Source organism: Nostoc sp. LEGE 12454 (genome assembly GCF_056620565.1).
This window is the reverse complement of record NZ_JBWQXL010000008.1, coordinates 86370-111914: the sequence shown is the minus strand read 5'-3', so window position 1 is coordinate 111914 and position 25545 is coordinate 86370. Positions and strand designations below refer to the sequence as shown.

Sequence of the window (25545 nt, the reverse complement as noted above, 5' to 3'; positions counted from 1 at the left end):
TGAATATGGGAAAAATAAATATAGTAGCAGTTATGCACTTACAAGTTGAGTATAAACTAAAAAGGTAATATTTATGACTACAGTATCAAAAAGCACTTTGTCTCTATCTGCCCAAGAGCGATCGCTCATCTTGTGGTTTGATGAAATTGGGATTGCTGATATCCCAGTAGTTGGTGGTAAAAATGCCTCACTAGGGGAAATGATTCAACAGCTAACACCCAAAGGCATTAACGTTCCCACAGGATTTGCCACTACTGCTTACGCTTATCGTCATTTCATTCAATCAGCGGGGTTAGAAGCGAAGCTACGCAAACTTTTTGCTGACTTGAATGTTGAAGATGTCAAAAATTTACGAGAACGCGGCAAAAAAGCGCGATCGCTATTAATCCACACACCATTTCCTGTAGAATTGCGCGAGGCGATCGCCAAAGCATACCATAGTCTCTGTGAGCGATACCATGCAGACACAGATGTGGCAGTCCGTTCCAGTGCCACTGCTGAAGACCTTCCCGATGCTAGTTTTGCTGGACAGCAGGAAACTTACCTCAACGTTGTCGGTGTCGAAGGAGTTTTAGCAGCTTGTCATAAATGCTTTGCTTCTCTATTTACCGATCGCGCTATTTCTTATCGTCACGCCAAAGGATTTGACCACTTTAGCATTGCTCTGGCTGTGGGCGTGCAAAAAATGGTGCGCTCTGATTTAGCAACCTCTGGAGTGATGTTCTCCATTGATACAGAAACAGGTTTTAAGGATGCGGCACTAATTACAGCCGCCTACGGTTTAGGTGAAAATGTTGTCCAGGGGTCTGTAAATCCCGATGAATATTATGTTTTTAAACCAACTTTAAAAGCTGGTTTCCGCCCAATTATCGATAAAAAATTGGGCAGCAAAGAACTAAAAATGATTTATGATGACGGCTCAAAATTTACGAAAAATGTTTCGGTTTCACCCAGTGAAAGAGGTAAATTCGCTCTGAGTGATGAAGAGATTTTACAACTAGCAAGTTGGGCGTGTTTAATTGAAGACCATTATTCCCAAGTCCACGGCATTTTCACTCCAATGGATATCGAGTGGGCAAAAGATGGGATTACTAACCAACTTTTTATTGTGCAAGCGCGCCCCGAAACCGTACAGTCGCAGAAGACGGGAAATGTGTTGCGGAGTTATCGTTTGTTATTGGGGAATCGAGAATGGGGAATCGGGAATGGGGAAAATTCCCACTCCTCACTGCCTGATTCCCAATCCTTAATCCCCCTGGTTACGGGAAGTGCAATTGGGGAAGCAATTAGTCAGGGAAAAGCACGCTTAATTCTAGATGTTCAGAAACTAGAACAGTTCCAAGTCGGAGAAGTTTTGGTGACAGAGAGAACCGATCCCGATTGGGAACCAATTATGAAACGCGCCAGTGCAATTGTCACCAATTCTGGAGGCCGCACGTGTCATGCAGCAATAATTGCGCGAGAATTGGGTGTACCTGCGATCGTGGGATGCGGTAATGCTACGGACATCTTGAAACCTGGCCAAGAGGTAACAATTTCTTGTGCTGAAGGGGAAGAAGGAAAAGTTTATTCAGGCTTATTACCTTTTGAAGTTAAAGAAGTTCCTTTAGAAAACTTACCCCGCACCCGCACTAAAATTTTAATGAATGTGGGTAATCCCCAAGAAGCATTGAGTTTATCGGCAATTCCCAACGATGGCGTAGGTTTAGCTCGGACAGAATTTATCATTGCTAACCAAATTCAAATTCATCCAATGGCGTTGATTCACTATGACTCGTTAAAAGATGAATTTGCCAAAGCTAAAATTGCTGATATTACTGCACTTTACGACGATAAACCCCAATATTTTGTAGATAAATTAGCTCAGGGCATTGGTAGAATTGCCGCAGCATTTTATCCGAAATCAGTGATAGTCCGAACCTCAGATTTCAAAAGTAATGAATATGCCAATTTATTAGGTGGGCGACAGTTTGAACCCCATGAAGAAAACCCAATGCTGGGTTGGCGGGGGGCGGCGCGTTACTACGATGAAGGCTACAGAGAAGCTTTTGCCTTAGAATGTCATGCCCTCAAAAGGGTACGGGAAGAAATGGGTTTGACAAATGTCATCCCAATGATTCCCTTTTGTCGCACCCCTGACGAGGGGCGTTTGGTTTTAGCAGAGATGGCAAAAAATGGTTTAAAGCAAGGTGTTAACGGTTTGCAGGTTTATGTGATGTGTGAGTTGCCCAGTAATGTGATTCTGGCTGAGGAATTTGCTGAGGTATTTGATGGCTTCTCCATTGGTTCTAACGATCTAACTCAATTGACACTAGGGATAGACAGGGATTCGGCGTTAGTAGCGCGATTATTTGATGAACGCAGTCCAGCTGTTAAGCGAATGGTACAAATGGTCATAGAAACAGCGAAAAAATGCGATCGCAAAATCGGCATTTGTGGGCAAGCACCCAGCGACTATCCAGAATTTGCCCAGTTTTTGGTGGAACAGGGAATTGACTCGATTAGTCTAAATCCTGATTCGGTTTTAAAGACAATGCTAGAAGTGGCAAAAGTCGAGGGTAGTAATTCGTAATTCGAGTAATTTATGCCAGTTAGAGACCGCTACCACCAGAACGTCAAAAATGCCCTAATTAAAGATGGCTGGACAATTACCGACGATCCATTTCATCTGGGGGAAAAAGGGATATGTATGTTGACCTGGGTGCAGAGAAATTGATTGCTGCTGAAAAGGAAGGACAGCAGATAGCCGTTGAGATTAAAACGTTTCGCAGCGTATCGGACATGACTGATCTCGAACACGTGCTGGGACAGTATCTTGCATACCGCTCTGTGATGAGTAGAACCAATCCCGAACGCGTCCTCTACCTCGCCGTTCGGGACGAAGTATACGCCGATATCTTTGATGAACCAATTGCTAAACTTTTGATAGAGGATTACAAAGTTCATATCATTGTATTTCAACTAGAGCAAGAGGTTATTTTTAGATGGATACCTTGGAGCAGTACAGGCAATTAATTCGGAATATTCTGATTGAACATACAAAAATCCCCTTCAGCATTGGCAATATTCAATTTGAAACAGTTTTCGACGGCGAACAAGACCGTTGTTGATGATTTTGGGAAGAGAACCTGCCTATGATTTATCTCCTACTGTGACTCGTCGCGTTCACGGCTGCCTGATTCACATTGATATTATTGATAGCAAAATTTGGATTCAACGTGATGGCACTGAAGAGGGGGTAGCAACGGAACTGGTTAGGGCTGGTGTGTCGAAAGATCGGATTGTATTGGGATTTCGGTCTGAAGAACTGCGGAAAGATTTAGAATTTGCGTAGTTTACCGCCGCAGGCATCGCATAGCCAACGTTAGTTAAACCTCTGGATAATTGCCCATAGCATAGCGATCGCTATATTTTGTTTGTTAATTGTCTACAAAACTTTTGACTGCTCAACCATAAGTATCTTAGTATTTTGCAGAATGGCAATTTATTTTAGCCAAAAGCAAGATGACAAATCTTTTGGAAACCGAACGCTTGATCATTCGCAGTTGGATACCCGAAAGCGATGCCGAACAAGCGTTTGCAATTTACAGCGATCCTGAAGTTACGCACTTTCTTGGTAAATCTTCTCGCGTCACAAGCATTGAGTCACAGCGTCAGCGCTTGATTGAAGGTATCGAGCGAATGCACCAACGCAACAATGGTACTGGAGCTTGGGCAATTTTTGAAAAGGAAAGTACAACAATTGTGGGAACTATCCTTCTTAAACAATTGCCCGACAAAGATGGTTTACCCACTCAAGATTATGAAGTAGGCTGGGAATTGCGGCGAGCTTCTTGGGGTAAAGGGTATGCAACAGAAGCCGGACGAGTTATGCTCAATTACGGATTTAGTGTTTTGAACTTGCCAGTGATTTATGCCGTAGTGAAGCCAGAAAATCATGGTTCAATCCGTGTAACAGAACGATTGGGTATGAAACCAATAGGGCGGACAAACAAGTATTACGGTATTGAACTACTCCTGTTTCAACTAGATGCACCTGAAGAGTGGAAGGGGAATAGAGGAGCAGTTCTTGAGCAGAGGGCAGGGGGGCAAAGGAGTGGAGTTGAAAGACTCATTCACGAGTATTAAAGACTCGTCGGCGAGTATTAAAGACTCATTCATGAGTATCAAAGACTCATCGGCGAGTATCAAAGACTCATTCACGAGTATCAAAGACTCGTCGGCGAGTATCAAAGACTCATTCACGAGTATCAAAGACTCATCGGCGAGTATCAAAGACTCGTCGGCGAATATAAAAGACTCATTCACGAGTATCAAAAACTCATCGGCGAGTATCAAAGACTCATTCCCTATTCCCCATGCCCAATGACAAATGACAAATGACAAATGACTAAAAAGTGGTTCCGAATTGGGATGGTGAGTGTATTTCTTTTCTCACTCGCCTTAAGGTTTTGGGGACTGGAGCGATTCAACACTCTGGTATTTGATGAAGTTTACTTTGCCAAATTTGGTAATAATTATCTTACGCATACGCCATTTTTTAATGCTCATCCGCCGCTAAGTCAATATATGATCGGCATCGGCATTTGGATTGGCAGTCACATTCCTTTTTGGCACGATACGGTTAATGGATTAACAGGTTCATTGCGATCGCCTTGGACTTATCGTTGGTTCAATGCCCTTACAGGCTCATTTATTCCTGTAGTTGTGGCTGCGATCGCTTATCAGTTAAGTTATCGTCGTACCTTTGCAATACTTGCAGGATTATTCACAGCTTGTGATGGTATTTTTTTAGTTGAGTCTCGGTATGCTCTAAGTAATATTTATATCGTCATTTTTGGTTTGTTAGGGCACTGGTTTTTATTATTGGGATTAGATAACCAAAATCGGCGGCGTTCTTTTTGGTTAGTTTTTGCTGGCATTGGTTTTGGTGCCTCAGTCGGTACTAAGTGGAATGGTTTATGGTTCCTATCAGGTGCTTATCTCATTTGGATAGCAGCTTGGATAATTCATTTGATACATTCTTTCTCTAACTCCAAATTCTTTTTTAAATCCCCCTCATTAGAACAGGAGGCAGGAGGCAGAAGGCAGGAGGCAGAAGGTAGGAGGCAGGAGTTAGGAGTTAGGAGTCAGCAGGTAGAAGGCAGGAGTCAAGAGGCAGGAGTTTCTACTTATTCTCCCTCATCCCCCTTATCTACATCATCTCAGACACCACTACAAAATTTAACTCAGCTAAATATTTTTCAGATGCTGTTTTATCTAGGAATTATCCCAGCTTTTATCTATAGCATCATCTGGATTCCTCACCTTCAACTAGATAAAACTTATGGATTTATTGCAGTACATCAGCAAATTTTGAAGTTTCATTTACATCTAGGTGGTAATAGTCCTAACGTACATCCTTACTGTGCTGCTTGGTATAAATGGCCGTTGATGACTCGACCAATGGCATATTATTATCAAACAGCTGAAAGTATCAGCGAACCCTTACCTGTGATGGGGCCGCCTTTACCTGCTGGTGCTGGACAAGTTATTTATGATGTCCATGCAATGGGGAATCCATTTTTGTGGTGGTTTGGTGTTGCTGCTATGTTGTTTTTAGTAGGGATGCTGGTGTCACAAGCGGTAATTCCTTGGGTGAAAAAAAAGCGTTTTTCTATGCCTGCAACCCTGAGTGTTGATACTTGGATTGCTTTGTATTTAGTTATAAATTATGCTGCTAACTTATTACCTTGGGTAAAAGTGACAAGGTGTGTTTTTATCTACCACTATATGTGTGCAGTGGTGTTTGTATTTTTAGCGATCGCTTGGTTTGTCGATCGGTGTCTTTGCAGTTATTATCAACAACTCCGAGCGCTAAGTGTCACCATTACTTTTATCATTCTGGCTGCTTTTATTTTCTGGATGCCCATTTATTTGGGTTTACCCCTTTCTCCTAACGGTTACAAGCTGCGAATGTGGTTCAACTCTTGGATTTGATTAAAAAAGAATTCAGGAGCAGAGCTGGAGACTCCGAAGCTCCGTTCAGAATCAAGCTGCTCTGGGGCGTATCCGCCATTTATGCCGAATTAAATTCTTTAGCTTGCTTCCCTGAAAGGATATTCTGGCTCCTGGCTCCTGAATTCTCTTCGTTAACATAGCTACACATATATAGAATTATTCAATCACATGGTTTTCACATTTCTTATCGCTATGTAACTTTAGTCACTGTTAGACTTTTCAAAGCACAAGCAGATCGAACTAAGGCTGCAAAATGCAACACCAGGGCATGGGAAATTAGATACTAAGTAAAAATGATGAATGGAAAATTATAAAATTTTTCCATTCATCATTCTGCATTATTATAGATACTCTAGTTTTGATGCTCCCGGACAACACAGGAGGATCGTCATGGAAATGAACTTACAATTGCCAGGTATTAATTTAATTAGCTTGAAAGAGGCACCGATTCATATTTCTAGCCAAATTCAGCCTCATGGTGTCCTGTTAGTCTTGGATGAGCCTGAGCTAAAAATATTACAAGTTAGTACTAATACACTAAAGATTTTCGGCATTGCTCCCGAAAATATGTTAAATAAAAAACTAGAAGATTTACTAGATCCCTTTCAAATAGAGAGAATTAAAACAGGGCTATCCGGGGAAAATCTTGATTTTATTAATCCCACCAAGGTTTGGGTGCGAAAAAAAGGTGATGAGTACGTAGTATTTGATGCAGTATTTCACCGCAATACAGAAGGATTTTTAATCCTGGAGTTAGAACCTGCTCTGACTCAAGAAAATATCCCATTTTTAAGCTTTTATCATCTAGCTAGAGCATCTATAAATCAACTAGAAAAAACAGCAAATCTCCGTGACTTTTGTCAAGTTATCGTTCAATAAGTTCGGAAAATAACGGAATTTGACAGAGTAATGTTATATAAATTCGATGATGATGGGCATGGTTCCGTTGTCGCTGAAGAAAAACTAGAAAGCCTAGAACCATACTTAGGGCTGCATTACCCAGAGTCAGATATTCCCAAACCAGCGAGAAAGTTATTTGCTGCTAATTCGATCAGAATCATCCCGGATGCTTATTCTCAGCCAGTCAAGCTTTTTCCTGTCAATAATCCAATTAGCGATCGCCCGATTAATTTAACCAACTCTATTCTCAGAAGTGCTGCTTCCTGTCATACAGAGTACTTGCATAATATGGGTGTTGGTGCTTCGCTGACGATTTCTTTAATTAAAGACCAAAAACTCTGGGGACTAATTGCTTGTCACCATCAATCCCCTAAACACGTTTCCTACGAATTGCGTAAAGCTTGCGAATTTTTGGGGCGAGTGATATTTGCAGAAATCTCGGCTAGAGAAGAGACAGAAGACTATTATCACCGGATAAATCTGACACACCTTCAATCAATTTTGATTGAATACATGTCTCAAGAAGAAAACTTCATTGATGGTTTAGTTAAAAACCCTCAACATCTTTTAGATTTGGCCAGCGCTCAAGGTGCAGCCGTTTGTTTTGGGGGAAATTGCACAATAGTTGGTGAAACCCCTAGAGAAGAAGACCTGAATTTTTTAGTCCAATGGCTGAAAAATAATGTTGAAGAAGAAGTTTTCTATACAGATTCTTTGCCACAGATTTATCCAGATGCCGAAAGTTTTAAAAATGTCGCCAGTGGTTTATTAGCTATTCCCATCGCCAAGCGAAATTATGTTTTGTGGTTCCGGCCAGAAGTAATCCAAACTGTAAATTGGGGTGGAGATCCTAATAAGGCGTTTGAAGTTAACCAGTCAGAAGGAAATGTCCGTCTGTGTCCGCGCAAATCATTTGAACTGTGGAAAGAAACGGTTCGTTTAACATCTTTACCTTGGAAAGATGTAGAAGTTAAAGCAGCATTGGAACTGCGGAAAGCAATTGTCAATATTGTGCTGCGTCAAGCCGATGAACTAGCCCAGTTAGCCCAGGATTTAGAACGTTCTAACGCCGAACTGAAAAAGTTTGCCTACGTTGCCTCCCATGACTTGCAAGAACCACTCAATCAAGTTGTGAATTACGTGCAACTGTTAGAGATGCGTTATAGCGAAGAACTTGACGAAGATGCTCAGGAGTTTATTAGTTACGCTGTGCAAGGAGTTAACCTGATGCAGACGTTGATTGATGACGTACTAGCATACTCGAAAGTGGATATGCAAGCGATCGCATTTCAAATGAACGATGTAGAGACATCCTTAATGCGGGGATTGGGCAATTTGCGTCAACGCATTAATGAAACTGGGGCTACTATCACCCACGATCCCTTACCAGTAGTCATGGCTGACAGCACCCAACTGATGCAGCTATTCCAAAACCTCATCGGTAACGCCATCAAGTTCCACAGTGACCAGACCCCACAAATCCATGTGGGAGCAGAAAGAATAGAAGATACATGGCTATTCTCAGTTCGGGATAATGGTATTGGCATTGATCCGAAATTTAGCGATCGCATTTTCGTAATTTTTCAGCGCTTACATACGCGGGATGAATATACTGGTACAGGTATGGGTTTAGCCATCTGTAAGAAGATTGTCGAATGTCACCGGGGGCGGATCTCGGTAGAGTCAGAACTAGGTGAAGGCGCAACCTTCTACTTTACGATTCCAGTTGGAGGACGCGAACTTGAGCGTAGAAACGGGAGAAAAACACAAAACCATCTTTTTGGTAGAGGACAATAAAGCTGATATTCGCTTAATCCAAGAAGCATTGAAAAATAGTTCAGTGCCCTACCAAGTGGTAACGGTCAGGGATGGCATAGATGCTATGGCTTATTTACGCCAAGAAGGTGAATATGCTGATGCAGCACGCCCTGACCTCATTCTATTGGATTTGAACTTGCCTAAAAAAGATGGTCGAGAAGTGCTGGCGGAAATAAAAGCCGACCCACTACTAAAGCGTATTCCAGTTGTTGTGTTAACAACCTCAAAAAATGAGGATGACATTTTTCACAGCTACGATTTACACGTGAATTGCTATATCACTAAATCTCGCAACCTTAATCAATTATTTCAAATCGTCAAAAGTATTGAAGATTTTTGGCTCTCTACTGTGACACTACCATCGGAGTGAGGCAGAGGATAAGGGGACATTATAGCATTAACCATGAAAGCCAGGTATCAATACCGTTTCTACCCGACAGACCAACAACGACAGCTTTTAGCTCAGTTATTTGGTTGTGTTCGTGTGGTTTGGAATGATGCCTTGGCTATCTGCAAACAGTCAGAAAAACTACCAAGCAACAATGACTTGCAAAAACTGGTAATTACCCAAGCAAAGAAAACTGTTGAACGTGAGTGGCTATCGGAAGTTTCTAATATCCCGTTGCAACAGTCGGTTGCAGATTTAGGTGTTGCTTACAAAAACTTCTTTGATTCGCTCAAAGGCAAAAGAAAAGGCAAGAAGTTAGGTAGTCCTAAGTTCAAAAAGAAAACCAATCAACAGACGGCACGGTTTAGACTTGGCGGATTTTCTATAAAAGGGAATCAGATAAATCTAGCCAAGATTGGTAACGTTAGCCCGATTTGGTCCAAAGTTTTACCATCTGCACCTAGTTCTGTCACTGTAATCAAGGATTGTGCTAATCGCTATTTTCTCAGTTTTGTAGTAGAAGTTGAAACAGTTAAAATCGAAGCTAAACACATAAGTATCGGTATTGATTTGGGAATAAAAACTTTTGCTGTGATGAGTAATGGAGAGAAAGCAGAAAGTCCAAATTACTCAAAACTTGATATAAAAATTCGCAAACTCCAGAAAAAGTTAGCGCGTCAACCCAAAGACTCGAAGCGCAGAGCCAAAACCCGCATCAAAATAGCAAAACTGCACAACCAGATTGCAGATACGCGCAAAGACTTCTTGCACAAACTGTCTACCAAAATTATTAGTGAAAACCAAACTATTGTTTTAGAAGACTTAAATGTGTCAGGATTAGTCAAAAACCGCAAGCTAGCGAGGTCAATTAGCCTACAAGGATGGAGAGAATTCAGAACACAGTGCGAGGCTAAATCAGTCAAACTATGCAGGGATTTTCGCGTTATAAGTCGATGGGAACCAACAAGCCAAATTTGTTCTGACTGTGGATATAGATGGGGCAAACTTGATTTAAAAATTCGTTTAGTTCAATGTTTTAACTGTGGAACTGAACACGACCGAGACGAGAACGCATCAAAAAATATAAATAAAGTCGGGATAGGGCATTGCCACGACTCTAAACGGATGCAGAGACGGGATAAGACTACTCCGGTAGCATCTGTCAACGAAGCGTCAAGAATCACCTCGCCTTCAGGCAGGTGAGTATGTCAAAAGATAGAGCAGCAATAGGGGGTGAAACCTGAAGATTATGGTTGTGCGCTACTCAGTAAAAATCTTGTTAATTGAGGATAATCTAGCTTCTGCTAGGTTGTTACAAGAGTTTCTGACACAAGCGCAGTCCCAAGAGTTTACTCTGGTTCATGTAACGCGATTGGGGGAAGCACTTCAGGAACTAAGTAAATGTAATTATGATGTGATTTTATTAGATTTAACTCTACCTGACAGTCAAGGATTGTCATCTCTACCTCCTCTGATTGGTCAAGCGCCAAGCATACCAATTGTTGTTCTAACAAATACAAATGATGAAGAACTGGCAATTGAAGCAGTGCGACAGGGGGCCCAAGATTATTTAGTCAAGCGCCAGGTAAATGTAGATGTGTTAGTGCGATCGCTACGTTATGCGATCGAGCGTAAGCAGGTTTTAGAATCATTACGCACAGTCAATGAAACTTTACAAACCCGGGTTGAAGAACGAACTGCGGAACTCGTAAAAGCCAATGAACTCAACCAGTTTAAATCTGAATTTGTCTCAATGCTCTCCCATGACATCCGCAATCCGCTAAATACTATTCTCTTGGCTGCTGGATTGCTACAAAATCAAGATGAAAGATTAACTAAAGAAAAAAAACAGAATCATTTGCAAATGATTCGCTCGGCAATTAAAAACATGGCGCAGCTATTGGATGAAGTTACATTCATCGGCAAAGCTGATTCTGGTAGACTCGGTTTTGAAGTCATCTGTTTAGATTTAGAAGCTTTTTGTCGCCAAATGGTCGATGAAGTTCGATTGATTGCAAATGATAAGCATCTGACTTTAGTGTTTGCCAGTTTTGGGCAATTAGATGAAGCTTTATGGGATGAAAGCTTACTGCGGCACATTTTGGGTAATTTACTTAGCAATGCTATTAAATATTCACTACCGGGCGGCATGGTGCGCTTTGAACTAATTGGTCAGGAAAAAGCGGTAATTTTCCGAGTTCAAGATTGGGGAATTGGCATTCCTCAAGAAAACCAAAAACGATTGTTTCAGCCTTTCCGACGGGCGGACAATGTGGGAAACATACCTGGTACTGGCTTGGGGCTAGCGATCGCCAAAAAATGTGTCGATGCACATGGGGGCGAAATTGTAGTCAATAGTCAAGTTGGAGTCGGTACAACTTTTACCGTCACCCTTCCTTTACTAGAAGATTAAGTAGTTACAGCAATTTTCATATATGGGGAATACAGTTCATTATTGTGCCCCAGTAAAAAATATATTGTGCCCTTACGTATGCGAGTTCTCAAACTAATTTTCATCCGTGGTAATGGCGACTCTGTTATCGCTTTTTTCTCTGCTCAAAGGAAATCTATCTTTACAAAAAATTTACTAAAATTTAACGACTATTTTCGGAATTTACAAATTGGATTTGTAGCCTAATCTAGGCTTACAAAAGGAATATTAAAAAACCGTTGTCAAATATATTACCTAGCATACTTATTTATTGCATAAAATAAAAAACAAATAGTAATAAGTATTACAGTTGCAAAAAAATTAGTTTTTGCAATATCTCTAAAAGTTGAGATATTGCAAAATTCTGCATCGTTCAGAAGACATTTGCTTGTCTACAAATCCAGTTAATTATACCTATATGTCCGACTGTCAAACGAAAATTGAAACAAGATACATAAATGTAATTAACAGTAAGTATTTAACCTCATTTCAGCGGAAATTACTGTTAGCAAGTTTGGAAAAAACTTTACCCGAATCTTACCAACAACGTATTGAAATCATGTTGTTGGCAGATGAGGGAAAAACCCAAACTGAAATTTGTCAAATTTTGGGGTGTTGCCCAGCAACAGCAAGGCATTGGATGCACATAGCCCGAACAGGGATGGCGCACCAATGGCAAGATTGCCCCATTGGTCGCCCGAAGGCAGTAAATGACGAGTATTTAGAACGTTTGAAAGAACTGATTAAAAGTAGTCCCCGCGATCGTGGGTATTCTTTTAGGCGATGGACAGCTAACTGGCTGGGGAAACATCTTGCGAAAGAATTTGGGATTGAGGTAAGCGATCGCCATATCAAGCGACTGCTCAAACAGATGGGATTATCCACAGTACCAAAACCCAGCAATTCTGAACAAAACAGCACTGAACAGGCTCAAGGTTCCAAAATTTTGATTAATGACCTGAATTCGGCAGTTATTCCTGATAATTCCGAATTTTTACCTATTAACTTTGCAAAATTAGGAAAAGATGTAGACATTCATGGCGCAAGATATATCCGCTCAGTTAGTAACTCTACAACAGTTCAACAAAATTCTGGGGCATTCTCTTTCGACGGAGGAATTTCAACACTATCTTCAACAAGTTAAATTTATCAACCCGAAAGTCGGCAAATTCTGGCAAGGAACTGATGTTCAACCAGGAATCTATATTGCGATCGCTGGTAAGGTTAGGTTGCTAGATAGCGCCGATGAGTTAATCGCCACTTTAGAAGCAGGTGACTCATTTGGGGAATTTACCTTATTTAAGGAGGGAGACTTTAAAGCTTACGCTGCCAGGGCTTCAATCAACTTGCAACTGTGCTTTGTTCCAGGTGAAGTTTTATGGCCCTTGATGGCTAAATATCCCCAAATTCGGGAGCATTTGTGGGCTAAGGCGCTATCTCGTAATCCCCCACAGGTGGACTCAGATAACCCCCCAGTACTGCCATCTGACTCAAAACGGCTGGATGAAACGAATATTTTGTCAACGCCAGCAGTAAAGCCACGCGAGAAAAAAATAAGCAAAGCCTATTTTCCCAACTCTACGCAGCGAGTAGGGCATTTATTACAGCGTGTGATTCGACGCTATCCGTTTTTTGCCCAACAGAGTGGATCGGATTGCGGTGCAGCTTGTTTAGTGATGGTGTCTCGCTATTGGGGGAAAAACTTTAGTGTAAATCGGCTGCGGGATATCGCCAATGTTGACCGCAATGGCTCATCACTGCGGGGGTTATCGGCGGCGGCGGAAAGTATTGGGTTTGCCACGCGGCCTGTGAAAGCAAGTCTTGACCAATTAGCGAAGCAAAAATTGCCTGCGATCGCCCACTGGGAAGGCAAACATTACATCGTTGTCTACGAAATTACCCCCAAACATGTAATTGTCGCCGACCCCGCCATTGGTCAACTTAGCCTCAGTCACGCCGAATTTAAAGCTAACTGGACTGGTTACACATTGCTGCTGCAACCGACAGCAATGCTCAAGGATACTAAAGAGACTTCTACCCCATTTTGGCAATTCTTTGAATTAATGAAGCCTCACTCTTTAGTGATGCTGGAAGTGTTTATTGCTTCCTTATTTATCCAGATATTTGGACTTGTTACTCCCTTATTTACGCAGTTAATTTTAGACCGCGTAGTGGTGCAGCGATCGGAACTAACCTTAACAGCGGTGGGGTTAGGGTTACTAATTTTTAGTTTATTCCGTGTCGCGATGACGGGGTTGCGACAATATTTGTTAGACCACACGGCGAATAAGCTCGATTTAGCACTAATTGTCGGATTTATTCGCCATACCCTGCGGCTACCCTTGAGTTACTTTGAGTCCCGTTATGTGGGGGATATTATCTCTCGCGTACAGGAAAACCGTAAAATTCAACGCTTCCTCTCCGGTGAGGCGTTGTCCATCCTGTTAGATTTAGTTACTGTCTTTATCTATTTAGGATTGATGTTTTGGTACAGCTGGAAAATGGCGTTGCTGGTGTTGGCGATCGTACCGCCTTTTTTGCTGCTGGCATTGATTGCCACACCTTTTTTACAAAGGATTTCTAGAGAAATATTTAATGCTGTTGCTAATGAAAGTAGCTATCTAATTGAAGCCCTTTCTGGCGTGCGAACAGTTAAATCTACAGCAGTAGAACAGACAGTGCGTTGGCATTGGGAAGAGTTATTAAGTAAAGAAGTAAAAACTAACTTCTCTGGGCAAATTATCAGCAATCGCCTGCAAATATTTAGCAACACAATTGAAGCAGTGGTAACTACTATGTTGCTGTGGTTTGGTGCGTACCAAGTGATTCACAATCAACTAACCATTGGGCAATTGGTGGCATTTAATATGTTGTTGGGAAATATTATTAGACCCTTCCAACGATTAACAGTTTTGTGGAATCAATTGCAAGAAGTGGTGATTGCGGTGGAACGCATTAATGATGTATTGGATGCGGAACCAGAAGAGGATTTGCAAAACCAGGCGCGGCAATCTTTACCACCGATTCAAGGTAACATTCGCTTTGACAACGTGACATTTCGCTATCACCCTGAAAGCGATATTAATGTTTTAGAAAATCTTAGTTTTGAAATACATAGTGGGCAAATGGTTGCCCTGGTGGGACGGAGTGGTTCAGGGAAAACCACGATTTCTAAGCTGGTTTTAGGGTTATATCCTCCTACGGATGGCAAAGTGTTGATTGATGGGCATGATATTACCAGTCTTTCGTTGCGTTCTCTACGCGAACAAGTTGGGGTAGTTGACCAAGATACCTTTTTGTTTGGCGGAACGATTCGAGAAAATATTAGCTTGGCACATCCTGGGGCAACTTTAGCAGAGATTATTGAGGCGGCGCGATTGGCGGGTGCTGATGAGTTTATTAAAAAGTTGCCTATGGGTTATGAAACCCAGATTGGTGAAGGAGGGGGGATGTTGTCTGGAGGACAGCGACAAAGAATTGCGATCGCAAAGGCGTTATTAGGCAATCCCAAGCTGTTGGTTTTGGATGAAGCGACTTCCCATCTGGATGCAGAGTCAGAAAGGATTATTCAGACGAATTTAAACACAATTCTCAAAGGCAGAACCACCTTAGTAATCGCCCATCGTCTTTCAACTGTGCGGAATGCAGATTTGATTTTAGTGCTAGATCGTGGAGTGTTGATTGAGAGTGGGACTCACCAAGAGTTGATGGCCAAGCGGGGACATTATTTTTATCTCAATCATCAGCAGATGGATGTTGCGGGGTGAAAAAAGAACATAAGGAAGAAGCTTTTGTTGTCTCCCAAAATCCAAAATTGATATTAGGAAAAATCATGCCAAACACATTAAATGGAAGGGTTCAAACCCAAATCTATGAGGTAGAACAGCACGGGGAAGTTTTAAGGGAGCAAACACCAGCCATATCAACTGATGATTGGGCTTATGCAACCAAAGATTTACTTGATAGCTTGCCCCAGGTTTGGACAAGAGGATTACTGTATTTTTTAGTGGTCTTTGTGTCGATTATTTTGCCTTGGGCGATGCTATCTAAGGTAGATGAAACAGGTACGGCAAGAGGGCGAATTGAACCAAAGGGAAAGACGGTTAGGTTGGATGCTGCTGTGGCAGGTACTGTTGCCGAAATTCGGGTAAAGGAAGGTGATTTAGTTAAAACTGGGCAGACTTTATTGGTGTTGGAATCGGAATTAGTTAAGGCAGAATTGCGGCAGGCACAGGATAAATTAGAGGGGCAATTAAATCGACTTTCTCAGTTAAATTCATCTAAAAGTCAGTTAGTTGTATCTTTGACAACTCAACAGCAACAAAATCAATCTCAACAGTTAGAAAAGCAGGCTCAAATTGACCAAGCCCGACAGAATATGAATGCTCTTAGGAATTCCTATGACTTACAAAAAGACGAAAAATTAGCTCAAGTGAATCAGGCACGGCAAACTCTTGAGCATAGTCAAACAGCTAATAAGTTAGTAAACAGTAGTTTGGCGAGTACCGAGCGGGAAGTTGAACGTTATCGCAGTCTTTGGCAGTCAGGAGTTGTTCCAGAAATTAATGTTGTGGAAAAGCAAGATATAGCTAAAGACAAGCAACAGTTATACGAACAAAATCAGTCAGATATTCAGCAGGCTAAACTACGTTTGGTAGAACAACAGAGTAGTTATGAGCGGACTATTCGGCAAGCAAATGCAGATATTGAACAGGCACAGTTGCGACTGAAAGAGCAGGAAAGGAGTTATCAGACCTTAACTCGTTCCAGCAAGCTAGCTCTGCTAAAAATCGACGAACAACAGAAGAATTTGGAGACAGAAATTACTACACTTCAGGCAGAAATTGCTCAAAGTAAGAGTCAGATTGTTTCGTTAAAGTTTCAGTTAGGACAACGAGAGTTAAGAGCCACCGTGAATGGTAGAGTTTTTCAGTTACCGATACAACGGGCTGGGTCTGTAGTGCAGCCTGGAGCGATGATTGCGGAGATTGCACCCCAAGGTTCGCCTTTAATAATTCGGGCGCAAATGGCGACAACTGAGAGTGGCTTTTTGCGAAAAGGTTTACCAGTAAAGCTAAAGTTTGATGCTTATCCGTTTCAGGATTATGGAATAGTGGAAGGAGAATTGTTAGAGATTTCTCCTACTACCATAGAAGTGGATACACCTAATGGAAAAATGGCAGCTTATGACTTAGAAATTGCCCTAAAACAAAATTGTATTTCCTCAACTAATAAATGTATTGCCCTGCGTCCTGGGGATACGACTACAGCTGAGGTAATTGTGCGCCAGCGCCGGATTATTGATTTTCTACTTGACCCATTTAAGCAGTTGCAGCAGGGTGGGGTGAAATTGTAGAAAACCCAACCCCCTTCCCTACGCCCAAAGGACATGGGAATTGGGAATGTAGAGAAGTTACATATAATGTTTCTACATCCAGCTAATAAGTCATGTTCTCATGTTTAATTTTGCTAACCAAATTTAGGATAAATATCATGTCAACATCTATCACCATTACTAACGAAGACATTCTTCACCAAGTTAAGATATCTTGTAAAATTCCTGAGATAGTTGAGCAGATTGTTACCCGCAAGGTGATTATAGCGGCTGCTGAACAAGCTGGGATAAAAGTAGAGGTTGAGGAACTTCAGAAAGCAGCAGATCAAATACGGTTAGCTAATAAACTCGATAGTGCTGATGATACCTTGAAATGGTTAGAGAAACATGGTTTGTCTATAGATGATTTTGAAGAAATCGCTTACATCAGTTTCATCTCTGGTAAGTTAGCTAGCCACCTTTTGGCTGATCAGGTTGAACCCTATTTTTTTGAACACCAACTAAATTATGTTGGCGTGGCGATGTATGAAGTTGTTCTGGATGATGAAGATTTAGCCCTAGAACTCTTTTATGCTATTAAGGAAGGTGAGATCAGTTTCTATGATGTTGCTCACAAATATATTCAGGATGTAGAATTGCGTCGCAAAGGTGGATATTTGGGGATAGTGCGCCGCAAGGATTTAAAACCAGAGATTTCTGCTGCTGTTTTTACTGCTAAACCACTTCAGGTTATTAAACCAATTGTGACTGCTAAGGGAATACATCTGATTTTAGTAGAGGAACTAATTCAACCAGACCTAAATGAAAAACTCCGCACAAATATCATTTTAAACTTATTCACTCAGTGGCTTAACCAACAAATTGAACAGTCTGAAATAAGTAAGTCAACCTAATTACACATAAATTGCTTTGATGTTTGTAGTAGCGCTTTTAGCATTATAGACGCAGACTGGGTTCTGCCAAAGTAGCGCTACTACAAACGTTTTAATTTTTTTAGTAGGTCGGCGCAAATAAACCGTTAAAGAACAGCGCTAACAGCCAACCCAATTGTGAAACCAACTATGACACCAGCAGTAAAAACGGGAGTCATACCACCTTTAGTGATATCCAGTTCGCTATCGGTCAAATCATTCATAAAGCTTTCAGAACCATAGAACAATTCAGCACCAGCAGGACGTAGTTCAGAGATTAAGATGTTAGCCATTGTGAAATTACTCCTAAGTAAAGTTAAAGTTGTTTTAGTTGGAATTAGACTTTTAAGTTTTCTTTCCCATTAATATAATGTGCTATTTAATCTAGAATTTCAATGTTTATATTACTAACAAATAGTCCATAAATAATGCAATTATAGGTTTGTTTTTTCTCAAGTTCATTGCGTTATTTTGCTGTAAATACAAATATTATATTTATTTGGAATAAATACCTAAGTTTTAATGACATATATAAAATATTTATGACCTTTTTCATTTTTCACTGCTTACTTATTTTCTACAAATTAGAAAAGCCAATAAAAAATCAGTCCAAGAGGATTCTTGGACTGAACGATAAAAATTTAGAGCTATTTCATTCTGATGGTAGAAGCAAACCCCATGCTATCTGCTATGAACTGTCGAACTCAGGTGAGACGTCCTGCAAACTGCGCGATCGGTTTCCATAGCCAAAAATGCGATCGCATCAATTGTGTCAACGTTATGAGTCTGATATACTCATATTGTACTTACCAAGCTGATTCCTAGTAATGAGATGACTACACCGATATCATCTAATCCAGAAACGGTAGAAACCAAGCGACAGAACTTTAACATTACCCCAGAACAAGAAGCAAAGCTCAACTGGCTACGTGATGCGATCGCAGTTCCTAATACCAAAGAAACAATCCTACTTAATCAATAGAATTACTAATAAATATCCTCTGAATTAGCATTGAGATAAGGGCGCTGCAAGTCAATCCCCAAACAATAAAATTGCCCAAGGATATTCTGCATTCTTGCCTCTGGCGAGTCATTTCCTTGCTGCCAAGCTTCCAGTAACCCATTCGCCACAATCTGACAGCGATTCATACCAAAACTTTCTTGAATAGCAAATTTTTGATCTGGTTCTTCTGCCAACCCCAACCCTAATGCTAGTTGTTTGGTAAATAAAGGAATTTCTGACTTAAAATGCAATTGGTGTTCTTGATAAATAGTTTTTAAAACTTGCTTAATAACTTCATAGTCTCTCTTGTCAAAGTATAGTACCCCTGAATCGTAGCGTTGGTATTCTTTGGGGTTATACAAAACCTTGAAACTGAAAGGAATTGCCAACTCATTCACTCCTTGTGTTAAACTTTGCATAACTGCAACAGCACCTTCAGGAGTTACATTGATATAAATTCGTACAGTTACAGGCTGAGTTTTCACATCTTTAATACGGCTGAAGCCTGCATTACCAACGGCCATGTAAAAGCCATTTTGTACTAGATTCTTAGGCATCCGAATAGCTACAGAATCACCTACCATAGCTGCCACTTCAGTAGGTTGAAGATGCTTATTGCGTTCAATATGCAGTCTCAAACCGCCTTTAGTCACGGCTAAAGTGCGATCGCGTTCTTCTCTCAAAATAGACCAACCAGGGTCAAAGTAGCCCTCTCCAAAATTACTTTCATGCAATCGTTTATAAAACCCCACATCCACCCCTAAAACAGTATTATTCTCCAAATCTAGGGGCAATACATTTTTCTCGTTATCTAGTGCCAATGTACTTTGCATAGAACCGTTGTAATAGATACCGTAAAGAAAACTCCGCAATTGCAAACTCAGATATTTCTGTTGCATCTGGGTTGGCATCTTCTGAAAACGTTCTACTGCCTCAGATGGTAATTCCAAAGGTTTGTAATCTGGATGGTGGATGGAGAAATCAGATTTTATCTCAATTTTCCGAACAATATCTTGCAGAATATCCAGTAATTGCCCAGTTAAACCAATTTCTAGCTGAGTTTGGGGAGAATTTAATAATTGCATAATGACTACTTTAGTAATGACAAAATGATTTAAACAGCAGAACTACTCAGGTGAGTTAATTCAACAGCAGCATCACCAAAAATTGTTGGCATCGATTGTACAGGACGGCTTAATAACGTCTTAGCAACCTGAAGCATAGCAATCCCCATATTGCCAAAAGATTTTTGATATTGAATCATCGCCTGAATCTGTTGAATCAAAGCAAAACCTGTAAATTGGACTACCCGTTGCAAGAAATCAGGGCGATATTCTAGAATTTCTGGAAAAGTGTTTAAATAAGCTTGGGTTAATGCACCAATTGAAGGCTGAAGTAGTTCTAAAGGTGTTATTGCCAAACGTAAAGACTCTTCAATACTTAAAGAATTACTCATAATCAAGCTACTCAGCCAGATTTGTAGATAGCTGCCAATAACTGTTCCCAAATCAAAAGCTGGATCTCCCCAAGTCGAGCGTTCCCAATCAATTAGCCGGACAATATTATTACTGGAATTCTGCCAATCTTTGTAAAGGAGAACATTATTTAGTTTCAAATCATTGTGGGTGAGACAAGAGGGCGTTACAGAATTACCCAATTCTGCGATCGCCTGCCCCAAGCTATCATAACGTTGATATAGAGCAAAAAACTTTAACCCATCCCCAGGAACTAGACCAAAAATTTCTGGTTCAATCCGTTCTAATCTCTGAACTAAATGTGATACTTGCTCAACCATTAAATTATCTGAATTTTGAGACAAGAATTCCTGATATTCTTGGCGCTTAAAAGTATCACGATGCACAGTCCCTAAAATATTACCAATTACCGTAGCGATTTCTGTAGGAAAGCTATTTTCCTTGGTGTAGAAATCCATTAAATCTCTATAATCATCCAGATATCTGAAGACAATAATAGAATTTTCGACATCAAAATGCAGTACCTCTGGTAAAAATGAGCGGTAGTTACCAAGGTTTGGAAATCGTTGTAACAACTCTTGAATTTGCCACTCAGTTAAAAATTCACCAGCCGCTTTCCCTTCTTGATTGTGTCGTTCTTGTTTAACAAGGAGCTTTCTATCATTTGGTAAATTAACTAATAAATTGAAGTTTTTAGCTGCAACTGATTCTACCTTAATCGGTGCTTGTTCTGACTGATTACATAATCTCTGTTCAACTAAATAATCGACAACATTATGAGAGTTTAAAAGAAATACCATAAATTTAAAATTTATCAACTAATTCTGATGTAGAGAAAATTGTGGTAGTTAAGTTACTACCACAACCTGTTTTTGCAAGTATTTTTGAAACTACTACCGCACAACATCAATAAACCATCTATTCGAAATTAATCAAATCTCTGCGGTATATAAATTACAAATTACGCGCAGCAGTACTAACCGAGTAAATAGCCGCCTAATAAAATTATCGCATCTCTCACATCTGTCGCTACTCCACTACCCGTAATGTTTTTCTGTTCTTCTTCAGACAATTCTGAGAGCAAGTTTTGTTCTAAAACTTGTTTTCGTCTTGCAGATGCATTTACAACGGCTTCTTCAATTAAGTTTGTAATTTCAATTTGACTTGTGAGATGTTTGTGATGAATGTTCATTGACATGATATTCTCCTTAAATTACTTCAATAAACTTTGTAGCTTTGCTTAACTAACAGTCGGTGTCGCCACTTTAAGTAGTAATTCAGAGGGATTGTAATTATCTGTAATAACTTGTGGACAACGCATACAAGCTGCCTTGCCTTCCTGTTCCCACCATCGGCAATCTCGGCGTATCGAACAAGGTGGTAGTTCTTCTACTACCGTCGGCAAATTTTCTACAACTCGCATTGCCAGACGACAATCTTTGCCATCAAAATGTTGACAACCCTTAGTTGCACAGGGTGCAGCCGTCCGAAAAATTTCAGTCGGTGTTACTGGACTAGCCTTTGCTATTAGTTTATCTGTGACAGGTTGGGGATGCTTAAGATAAGCTACGCGGGGTTCTGTGGCTGTGCCACCAACGACGCCGAAAACAACACTGTCCTGCCATTCTGGTCTTGCACTAGGGCAAAGTGTAGTCTTTTCAGTAGCGATGTCTTCCATAAATTGAACCTATAGTGAATTGTATTTTTAAGCTGATGGAGATTTACAGATAGTTTCAGGTCGGACTACTCTCCATCAACCTAAATAAGCAAATTAAATGTCCAAGACTTTAATAGTTACTAGCAACTTAAAAGGCTTGTGCGCTCAAGTTCGGGCCTTGTGCAATTAGTCCACAAGTGATCGGTTCTCTCAAAGTAATGCCATCTGCAAAGCTCGTCAAACTAATGCCACCTGCAATGGTTGGCAATTTGTTCACAAGAGAAGCACTTGCAACTGTTGCAAAACCACCTGCAACGTTTGCCATTTCTTCATCAGACAGAGTTAGCAAAGCATCTTCTGAATCCTGATTTAGATTCCGTCGTGCTACTGCATTGTTAACAGCATTATCAATTAGATTGTTAATTTCAAATTGACTATCTGAATTCTTTTTTTTGCCTTCCATTTTGCTTTTCCTCAGAATATATAACTAGATATAGGCTGAATAACTAAGTACCGTAATTACCTAATCTTATCTATATTCTAGATATAAGCAAAATGATTTAATTATGCTTTGCAAATTTTGAATAGACATAAAGAAAACTTTTATGTCCCTTATTAATAAATCAACACTTTTAGTCAAAACTATTTATTTATCAAGGTTATGTATTTATCAATTATTCTAGCACTAAGCTTTTGCACGAGTAATCAAATAATATTTCACTAATTTTTTAACCTTTAATAAAACATTTATGTCCCAAAGGCTTTTCCAAATAATGGGTAATGTTTAACGGCAATATAAAAAGTAAGACTTAAGTCTATATGAGTAAATCGTTTCAAGGCTGATCAACAAAACTTGCAATTTGGAATTGTGGTGCAGAGTGGGTATTACTAACATCTCTAATCAGTAATCTTCACCCTTTCAAACAAAGCTCGATAGACAGGCTCACCCTTTTTTTGCGTGCCTATTTCCCGTTCTGTGGGGACTGGTAGCGGATTTTCGGCTAGCCATTCTCCTGCACCAACTTTCTGAAAAGCTGAGTTAGCAGCAAAGCGATCGCGCATTTCCACAGCCACAAATTCCATATCTGATTGCAAAAACACCAACCCCCCAACCGCAAGATACTTAGCTAAGTCTGCTACTAGTTCTGGTTGGACTACACGACGTTTAGCGTGGCGGGTTTTAAACCAAGGATCGGGAAATTGAATAGTAACGCGTTGTAAACTTCCTGGAGGGAGGGAAGATAAAAGCGATCGCAGTGAATTATTCACATTGCAAAACAAGTAGTGCAGGTTTGTTAAAGCCAACTCAGAACGTAACTTATTCGCCTCCACCACCAACGGTTCCCGAATTTCCAAACCGAGAAAATTCCAGTTGGGTTCTATCTTAGACATATTCAACAAAAACAGTCCCTTAGCGCAGCCAATATCTAAATGTAGTGGTTGATTTGGCTTTGCATAAATTTCCTCCCAGTCAAGGGGACTTGCTGGTGTTTGATACTTTTTACCAAGTGGATTCACATGCTGGCGGACTCGGACTGCTGCCAAAATTTATTCTCCTGTATGTGACAATATCTTGTGGTGAAATTTCAGGTTATATCAATTCAAAAAACGTTTGCGACCAGATGCCCACGCTTACTGACGCACACCCTCCCCAAAGCCTTGTAGAGGGTTGGGTAGGGTCTTATCTATGTATTGCATTCTTTTTTCAAATTGGTATTACAAGGAAGTCTAGCAAAAGTATGCCAAAAATTATCGGTCTATGATTCAATTGCTTACCCAGCAGCAAGTTAGTACAGCAGTCTCAGTCAAATACGTCATCCTTGAACTGTTTTTTTAGGTTTTCGAGAAATTTATATTTTGGAAGTCCCTCATTTTGCATTAATCTCTAGAATTAAAATGCCTTAACACATTTGCTTTAGTCGTGGAGGGAGGAAATTTTAACAGTGGATATTTTAGATTTGTTTTATAAGGGTGGGCCAGCTATGTGGCCTTTGCTAATTCTGTCGATTCTGGCTTTGAGTGTGATTTTCGAGCGTATGTGGTTCTGGTTGCGAATTTTGACTCAGGAAAAGCAAATAGTCGATCGCATCCTAGATGCTGCCCAGGATAATTGGGAAGTAGCTGCGGACATCGCAAGACTTGCAAGCCATCAGCCTGTCGGGCGCTTTCTCTACGCCCCTCTACGTTTTACGAAAACTGATGCGGAAACTTTTCGACTAGCACTAGAGGCTACGGCAGAAGACGAATTAGCTGGAATGCGGCGGGGCGAAAAACTTTTAGAAGCCGTGATTGCTCTAGCGCCGTTGCTAGGATTGTTAGGTACAGTTTTGGGTTTAATCCACTCTCTGCGCTCAATTCGGATTGGCGATTTGGGAACTGAATCTACCGCTGGGGTGACTACTGGTATTGGTGAATCCTTAATTAGTACGGCAAGTGGGTTAATAGTTGCCATCATTAGTTTGGTATTTTACCGCCTATTTCAAAGTTTTGTAGTCAACCAAGTCAAAGTTTTTCGGAAGGCAGGGAATGAGATGGAATTACTCTATCGCCAGTCTCCTCCTGACTTTAGCAATAGGACATCAGCAATTGTGGCAGAAAATTTCACTCCACCCCGCAAGCCAGGAAAGACTAGAGTTTCTGAACCTCCTGAACCCCCGAATACACCTAATTAATAGTCAATAATTCAACCCCCAAACCAGGTTTGAGAGTGAGACATGAAAGTTAATCTACATACTCCAATTGAAGAAGTCCAAATTCAAATCATCCCTTTAATTGATGTCGTTTTTTGTATCCTGACATTTTTTTTATTAGCGGCTTTACAATTTACACGGCAACAGGCAATAAATGTTGATTTGCCTAAAGCCAGCCCCAGTACAGTCTCTGGAATAACATCACAGAGTGGAAGTGTGATTGTAACCATCGATGCTGTGGGCAATACTTACATAGAAAAACAGCCTGTAAAACAGGAAGATTTGAGACAGAGTTTAAAACAGTATCTGCAAGCAAACCCTAATGCCGTTGTCGTGCTGAATGCTTCGCGTACCGCAACTTACAATGATGTGATTGAGACATTGGACTTGCTACGACAAGTAGGCGGCGATCGCGTTTCTTTGGGAATTATTCCTGGCCCATCTCAACCATCCATAAACTCGCCTAACCAGCCTACTGTCCCCTCTTTCCCAATCAATCCTGGAACTGGTGCAGTACCAGGAATCAACCCCGAAGGGAATCTTACCCCAAAATTCCCCTTAGCACCCAATTCTGTACCCTTTCCTAGCATCACTCAGCCTCCATCTGGGCAAGGCATCAGTCCTATCAATCCTGGTATTTCTCCCGTAGTTCCTAACTCACCAGCGCCTCAAGCGCCTGTAGCACCCAAACAAACCCAACCTCCTCTTAAAAGATGAAATAGGGGAATGGGGAATTGGGGATGGGGCATAGGTTATTCTTTTTGTCTCTTTGTCTCCTTGTCCCCCACTCATCATTCCCAATTCCCCCTTCAAGCCTTTTACCAAACCTAAAGATATCTAGAATAAATCTCGGCTAAAGAAAAAAAGCTGCTAATTTACAAATAATTGGTTGAGCTTTAAAGATTTTTCCACCTATAGATTGAGGAACATAATCACC

General features: G+C 40.7%; 22 protein-coding genes and 2 pseudogenes. 17 read left to right on the top strand and 7 right to left on the bottom strand.

What is annotated here, in order from left to right; genetic code table 11:
• Positions 1 to 73: 73 nt before the first annotated feature.
• The 14 genes and pseudogenes from ppsA (at position 74) to AC1F2U_RS11205 (ending at position 17765) form a co-directional block, all read left to right on the top strand.
• The gene (ppsA, locus tag AC1F2U_RS11270; RefSeq protein WP_480261217.1) at positions 74 to 2572 is read left to right on the top strand and encodes a phosphoenolpyruvate synthase; all 2499 of its coding nucleotides are present in this window, start codon (positions 74 to 76) and stop codon (positions 2570 to 2572) included.
• 12 nt (positions 2573 to 2584) lie between these two features.
• Positions 2585 to 3015: pseudogene (locus AC1F2U_RS11265) on the top strand (element excision factor XisH family protein).
• Positions 2985 to 3110, top strand: coding sequence for an element excision factor XisI family protein (locus AC1F2U_RS11260; protein WP_480261216.1), 126 nt, complete (start codon positions 2985 to 2987; stop codon positions 3108 to 3110). Before AC1F2U_RS11265 ends, AC1F2U_RS11260 begins: the two are co-directional and overlap by 31 nt.
• On the top strand, positions 3110 to 3334 hold the full coding sequence (locus tag AC1F2U_RS11255; RefSeq protein ID WP_480261215.1) for an element excision factor XisI family protein: 225 nt from the start codon (positions 3110 to 3112) through the stop codon (positions 3332 to 3334). The genes AC1F2U_RS11260 and AC1F2U_RS11255 overlap by 1 nt, the downstream gene beginning before the upstream one ends.
• A gap of 170 nt (positions 3335 to 3504) precedes the next feature.
• A complete protein-coding gene (locus AC1F2U_RS11250; RefSeq protein WP_480261214.1) occupies positions 3505 to 4128 on the top strand; it encodes a GNAT family N-acetyltransferase in 624 nt (207 codons plus the stop codon).
• 258 nt (positions 4129 to 4386) lie between these two features.
• Entirely contained in the window at positions 4387 to 5979 is a 1593-nt protein-coding gene (locus AC1F2U_RS11245) for a dolichyl-phosphate-mannose--protein mannosyltransferase (protein WP_480261213.1), read from the top strand.
• A 411-nt stretch (positions 5980 to 6390) separates the two neighbouring features.
• A pseudogene (locus tag AC1F2U_RS11240) lies at positions 6391 to 8697 on the top strand (ATP-binding protein).
• Positions 8642 to 9088: a response regulator gene (locus AC1F2U_RS11235; protein ID WP_179071173.1), complete on the top strand. Its 447-nt coding sequence runs from the start codon at positions 8642 to 8644 to the stop codon at positions 9086 to 9088. The pseudogene AC1F2U_RS11240 and the gene AC1F2U_RS11235 overlap by 56 nt, the downstream one beginning before the upstream one ends.
• Positions 9089 to 9121: 33 nt before the next feature.
• Positions 9122 to 10309 carry an RNA-guided endonuclease InsQ/TnpB family protein gene (locus tag AC1F2U_RS11230; RefSeq protein WP_480261212.1) on the top strand — a complete coding sequence of 396 codons (1188 nt, stop codon included), beginning with the start codon at positions 9122 to 9124 and terminating at the stop codon, positions 10307 to 10309.
• Between the two features lie 46 nt (positions 10310 to 10355).
• Positions 10356 to 11519: a sensor histidine kinase gene (locus tag AC1F2U_RS11225; RefSeq protein WP_480261211.1), complete on the top strand. Its 1164-nt coding sequence runs from the start codon at positions 10356 to 10358 to the stop codon at positions 11517 to 11519.
• Positions 11520 to 11955: 436 nt separating this feature from the next.
• Positions 11956 to 12681, top strand: a complete 726-nt coding sequence (locus tag AC1F2U_RS11220; protein WP_480261210.1) for a helix-turn-helix domain-containing protein — start codon at positions 11956 to 11958, stop codon at positions 12679 to 12681.
• On the top strand, positions 12575 to 15304 hold the full coding sequence (locus AC1F2U_RS11215) for a peptidase domain-containing ABC transporter (RefSeq protein ID WP_480261209.1): 2730 nt from the start codon (positions 12575 to 12577) through the stop codon (positions 15302 to 15304). The genes AC1F2U_RS11220 and AC1F2U_RS11215 overlap by 107 nt, the downstream gene beginning before the upstream one ends.
• A 65-nt stretch (positions 15305 to 15369) precedes the next feature.
• The gene (locus AC1F2U_RS11210) at positions 15370 to 16893 is read left to right on the top strand and encodes a beta-barrel domain-containing protein (RefSeq protein ID WP_480261208.1); all 1524 of its coding nucleotides are present in this window, start codon (positions 15370 to 15372) and stop codon (positions 16891 to 16893) included.
• Positions 16894 to 17030: 137 nt separating this feature from the next.
• On the top strand, positions 17031 to 17765 hold the full coding sequence (locus AC1F2U_RS11205) for a peptidylprolyl isomerase (RefSeq protein ID WP_480261207.1): 735 nt from the start codon (positions 17031 to 17033) through the stop codon (positions 17763 to 17765).
• Positions 17766 to 17890: 125 nt separating this feature from the next.
• Here AC1F2U_RS11205 and AC1F2U_RS11200 read toward each other — a convergent pair whose 3' ends face one another.
• Positions 17891 to 18076 (bottom strand): hypothetical protein, encoded by a 186-nt coding sequence (locus tag AC1F2U_RS11200; protein ID WP_480261206.1) that lies wholly within the window; start codon positions 18074 to 18076, stop codon positions 17891 to 17893.
• A gap of 539 nt (positions 18077 to 18615) precedes the next feature.
• Here AC1F2U_RS11200 and AC1F2U_RS11195 point away from each other — a divergent pair.
• Positions 18616 to 18765, top strand: a complete 150-nt coding sequence (locus tag AC1F2U_RS11195; protein WP_480261205.1) for a hypothetical protein — start codon at positions 18616 to 18618, stop codon at positions 18763 to 18765.
• Positions 18766 to 18770: 5 nt separating this feature from the next.
• On the opposite strand, the gene AC1F2U_RS11190 is transcribed toward AC1F2U_RS11195, so the two are convergent.
• The 6 genes from AC1F2U_RS11190 to trmB all read right to left on the bottom strand — a co-directional run bounded on the left by AC1F2U_RS11190 (position 18771) and on the right by trmB (position 23463).
• On the bottom strand, positions 18771 to 19871 hold the full coding sequence (locus AC1F2U_RS11190; protein WP_480261204.1) for a T3SS effector HopA1 family protein: 1101 nt from the start codon (positions 19869 to 19871) through the stop codon (positions 18771 to 18773).
• Positions 19872 to 19900: 29 nt separating this feature from the next.
• Complete coding sequence (locus AC1F2U_RS11185; RefSeq protein WP_480261203.1) at positions 19901 to 21061, bottom strand: phosphotransferase; 1161 nt, start codon at positions 21059 to 21061, stop codon at positions 19901 to 19903.
• A 176-nt stretch (positions 21062 to 21237) separates the two neighbouring features.
• Positions 21238 to 21459 (bottom strand): hypothetical protein, encoded by a 222-nt coding sequence (locus AC1F2U_RS11180; RefSeq protein WP_480261202.1) that lies wholly within the window; start codon positions 21457 to 21459, stop codon positions 21238 to 21240.
• Between the two features lie 42 nt (positions 21460 to 21501).
• Positions 21502 to 21939 carry a nitrogen fixation protein gene (locus AC1F2U_RS11175; RefSeq protein WP_480261201.1) on the bottom strand — a complete coding sequence of 146 codons (438 nt, stop codon included), beginning with the start codon at positions 21937 to 21939 and terminating at the stop codon, positions 21502 to 21504.
• 127 nt (positions 21940 to 22066) lie between these two features.
• Complete coding sequence (locus AC1F2U_RS11170) at positions 22067 to 22381, bottom strand: class IIb bacteriocin, lactobin A/cerein 7B family (RefSeq protein WP_480261200.1); 315 nt, start codon at positions 22379 to 22381, stop codon at positions 22067 to 22069.
• A gap of 434 nt (positions 22382 to 22815) precedes the next feature.
• Complete coding sequence (gene trmB / locus AC1F2U_RS11165) at positions 22816 to 23463, bottom strand: tRNA (guanosine(46)-N7)-methyltransferase TrmB (protein WP_480261199.1); 648 nt, start codon at positions 23461 to 23463, stop codon at positions 22816 to 22818.
• Between the two features lie 398 nt (positions 23464 to 23861).
• Between trmB and AC1F2U_RS11160 the strand changes: the two genes are divergently transcribed.
• Both AC1F2U_RS11160 and AC1F2U_RS11155 read left to right on the top strand, forming a co-directional pair.
• Complete coding sequence (locus AC1F2U_RS11160) at positions 23862 to 24590, top strand: MotA/TolQ/ExbB proton channel family protein (protein WP_480261198.1); 729 nt, start codon at positions 23862 to 23864, stop codon at positions 24588 to 24590.
• A gap of 42 nt (positions 24591 to 24632) precedes the next feature.
• A complete protein-coding gene (locus tag AC1F2U_RS11155; protein ID WP_480261196.1) occupies positions 24633 to 25325 on the top strand; it encodes an ExbD/TolR family protein in 693 nt (230 codons plus the stop codon).
• Positions 25326 to 25545: the final 220 nt, after the last annotated feature.

Bases quoted from the DNA above. Each gene is read 5' to 3' on its own strand.
- ppsA (WP_480261217.1), top strand. From the start codon at position 74: ATGACTACAGTATCAAAAAGCACTTTGTCTCTATCTGCCCAAGAGCGA.
- AC1F2U_RS11260 (WP_480261216.1), top strand. From the start codon at position 2,985: ATGGATACCTTGGAGCAGTACAGGCAATTAATTCGGAATATTCTGATT.
- AC1F2U_RS11255 (WP_480261215.1), top strand. From the start codon at position 3,110: ATGATTTTGGGAAGAGAACCTGCCTATGATTTATCTCCTACTGTGACT.
- AC1F2U_RS11250 (WP_480261214.1), top strand. From the start codon at position 3,505: ATGACAAATCTTTTGGAAACCGAACGCTTGATCATTCGCAGTTGGATA.
- AC1F2U_RS11245 (WP_480261213.1), top strand. From the start codon at position 4,387: ATGACTAAAAAGTGGTTCCGAATTGGGATGGTGAGTGTATTTCTTTTC.
- AC1F2U_RS11230 (WP_480261212.1), top strand. From the start codon at position 9,122: ATGAAAGCCAGGTATCAATACCGTTTCTACCCGACAGACCAACAACGA.
- AC1F2U_RS11225 (WP_480261211.1), top strand. From the start codon at position 10,356: ATGGTTGTGCGCTACTCAGTAAAAATCTTGTTAATTGAGGATAATCTA.
- AC1F2U_RS11220 (WP_480261210.1), top strand. From the start codon at position 11,956: ATGTCCGACTGTCAAACGAAAATTGAAACAAGATACATAAATGTAATT.
- AC1F2U_RS11215 (WP_480261209.1), top strand. From the start codon at position 12,575: ATGGCGCAAGATATATCCGCTCAGTTAGTAACTCTACAACAGTTCAAC.
- AC1F2U_RS11210 (WP_480261208.1), top strand. From the start codon at position 15,370: ATGCCAAACACATTAAATGGAAGGGTTCAAACCCAAATCTATGAGGTA.
- AC1F2U_RS11205 (WP_480261207.1), top strand. From the start codon at position 17,031: ATGTCAACATCTATCACCATTACTAACGAAGACATTCTTCACCAAGTT.
- AC1F2U_RS11200 (WP_480261206.1), bottom strand. From the start codon at position 18,076: ATGGCTAACATCTTAATCTCTGAACTACGTCCTGCTGGTGCTGAATTG.
- AC1F2U_RS11195 (WP_480261205.1), top strand. From the start codon at position 18,616: ATGACTACACCGATATCATCTAATCCAGAAACGGTAGAAACCAAGCGA.
- AC1F2U_RS11190 (WP_480261204.1), bottom strand. From the start codon at position 19,871: ATGCAATTATTAAATTCTCCCCAAACTCAGCTAGAAATTGGTTTAACT.
- AC1F2U_RS11185 (WP_480261203.1), bottom strand. From the start codon at position 21,061: ATGGTATTTCTTTTAAACTCTCATAATGTTGTCGATTATTTAGTTGAA.
- AC1F2U_RS11180 (WP_480261202.1), bottom strand. From the start codon at position 21,459: ATGTCAATGAACATTCATCACAAACATCTCACAAGTCAAATTGAAATT.
- AC1F2U_RS11175 (WP_480261201.1), bottom strand. From the start codon at position 21,939: ATGGAAGACATCGCTACTGAAAAGACTACACTTTGCCCTAGTGCAAGA.
- AC1F2U_RS11170 (WP_480261200.1), bottom strand. From the start codon at position 22,381: ATGGAAGGCAAAAAAAAGAATTCAGATAGTCAATTTGAAATTAACAAT.
- AC1F2U_RS11155 (WP_480261196.1), top strand. From the start codon at position 24,633: ATGAAAGTTAATCTACATACTCCAATTGAAGAAGTCCAAATTCAAATC.